Below are 2,189 nucleotides of genomic sequence, written 5' to 3'. Positions count from 1 at the left end.
TTGGTCGTTTCGTTTGAATGTTATTCATATTCATGGTCACCTCTAATGACATTATAAATCTGCCTCTAGAAGTGTCCTGTTTAATTAAACCATTTCATATTTTTGTAGTTTGGTAAAGCCATGCCCACAGGTTGCCGAAAAACACTTGATTTCCGAACAATCAAATTCAAGCGCTAATGAGTAATATTTCGTGCAATCGAGAGCAATTAGTCAGCATTGCTAAATTTTCCGACCACGATCTGGATGTTGTAAACCAGTGTCGCCATGACCATACCCGACTGGGGTTCGCTTACCAGTTGGCGCATGTCCGGCTGCTTAATATTTTCCCCAACCAAAAGCCGTTTGAGGTTAACCAAGAAATACTGGCCTTTGTTTCGCTGCAATTGGGAATCGATGAACAACTCATTGACCGTTATTCAAACCGGCAACCGACTATCTCCGAGCATCAAGAAGCTATTCGCAATTTTTTGGGTTTGCGCCAATTTAACACCGCCGTGGTGGAAGTTGAAAGCTATGCGTTCAAACTGTCCTATAGTTTGGAACAGACTGGGGCTATCACTGCCAGGATGAGGGAATATCTGAAAGCCAACCATATTTTAGAGCCTGCCCTGGACACATTGCAGCGAATCATCCAAACTCAACGTCAAGCCGCGAGAGATGTAATTTATGACCAAATCTACCAAGCCTTACCTGTAACCACGCAGCAACCGTTAGACCAGTTGTTGGTGACAGAGAATAATGCTTATTCCATGCTGCATAGCCTTAAACAGCCGCCCGGCCTCCCGTCACCATCGGCATTCAATAAACTGGCGGCAAGAATTGAACTTATAGAGAACACAGGTGTTTTGGCCGTTGACCTGTCCTGGCTCAACAATAACTTTCAACGGAGTCTTGCACGCTTTGCCCGCCAATGCACTATTTTTCGGTTACGCCAGTTGAAGCCGGAACGCCGTTACGCCGTGCTGGTTTGTTTTCTGAACCAGTTGTACCAAGACACCTTTGATACGGTCGTCGAAATGTACGACAAGCTGGTGAATAAAGTCTACAACCGGGCCGACAATGAAATTGACGATTTCATGAAAAAACGGCGGCGGCAAGTCAGGCAATCGTTGATCCGGTATAAATCAATCTTGGATGTGCTTTTAAGTGAAGACATCAACAAAGCGGATGTGTTGCCGACCATATTCGATAATATAGATCCTCAGTTATTAAAAACTGAGCAAGAAGAACTCGATTTATATTTGAATAGCCAATACCACGATACCTTTCACCGGGTAGTGGCAAGGTACAGCTATATCCGTCAGTTCACGCCAGCCTTGTTTAAAAACCTGCAACGCCAAGACTTCACACACCTGTTGTGCGCCAGGGCGCTCTTTATCTGCCGAAGGCATAAATTGACGTGAAAACTGTAATTCGTTATCCACCTCGATCAACAAGTCCGGCAACTTGATCGTGCGCATGTGCTTACCAAGCCACGCATGTAACGAATCCAAGCGGCTATAAGTGCCGCTGTCTAGTTTTTCGCTTGGATCAGACGAGACTTGCCAGCCTTTTTCGTCCACCTGCACGTAGGAATTCTGCGGCAAACCTTGCAAAAAATCATCGTATGCCTTGTTCAGCCGTTTAGTCAGATATTCTTCCACCTCATTCGGGTTTGCAGGTAAGCCCGCACGGGCAAAAAAGGCCTCACGCTTGTCCGCCCATTCGGGATAAGGGATAAAAAAGGCATCGAGCGTGGCAAACCGCTTACTGTGCTTGACAGAAAGATTGCCCGATTTAATTTGGTCACACACTGCCGTCATCAAGGCGCATTCCCAGGCGGCTTTATTGAGTTTTTTGCCTTGCATAACCATCGCTTTCATTTTTTGGGGAATAAAATCGATTGGCACATTGGCTGGTAATTTATGGCGGCCATCTTCATTCATTTGGTTGAGGATATTGATCGCCGCCAACAAGTCATCGTTACTGTCGCTATCGGGTTCCGCCTGGAGGCGATCATGGCACATGCCAGCGAAATCGGAACCTACACTATGGCACAGATTATTGATGATATTAGCTATCACCGACTCAAACAAATTAGCGATTGGCAGTTATTGATCCGGCCTTTAGAAGTTTTAAGCTGCATATTTGACTCTCTTATCCTGAAAGAAGCTGCGTATGCGTTCTGGATTCGACTTCAGCATGTCCAT

Annotated in this window: 2 protein-coding genes and 1 pseudogene; 2 read left to right on the top strand and 1 reads right to left on the bottom strand. The window is 45.6% G+C overall.

All coding sequences use genetic code 11. The features are described 5' to 3' along the window. Nucleotides 1–164: 164 nt before the first annotated feature. Nucleotides 165–623 (top strand): annotated as a pseudogene (locus ABL924_RS18295) (DUF4158 domain-containing protein); the annotation flags it as partial. Nucleotides 624–1,235: 612 nt separating this feature from the next. Here the strand turns inward: ABL924_RS18295 and ABL924_RS18290 are convergent. After that, nucleotides 1,236–2,006, bottom strand: coding sequence for a hypothetical protein (locus tag ABL924_RS18290; protein ID WP_349028529.1), 771 nt, complete (start codon nucleotides 2,004–2,006; stop codon nucleotides 1,236–1,238). On the opposite strand from ABL924_RS18290, the gene ABL924_RS18285 reads away from it, so the two are divergent. After that, a partial coding sequence (locus ABL924_RS18285) for a hypothetical protein (protein ID WP_349028528.1) occupies nucleotides 1,998–2,189 on the top strand: 192 nt, incomplete at its 3' end. The two genes, ABL924_RS18290 and ABL924_RS18285, sit on opposite strands and share 9 nt — an antisense overlap.

The sequence above is a fragment of the Methyloglobulus sp. genome (assembly GCF_040079455.1).
In the GTDB taxonomy this organism is placed as follows: Bacteria; Pseudomonadota; Gammaproteobacteria; order Methylococcales; family Methylomonadaceae; genus Methyloglobulus.
Note: the sequence above shows the minus strand (reverse complement) of the source record. Positions and strands in the feature narration are given on the sequence as shown.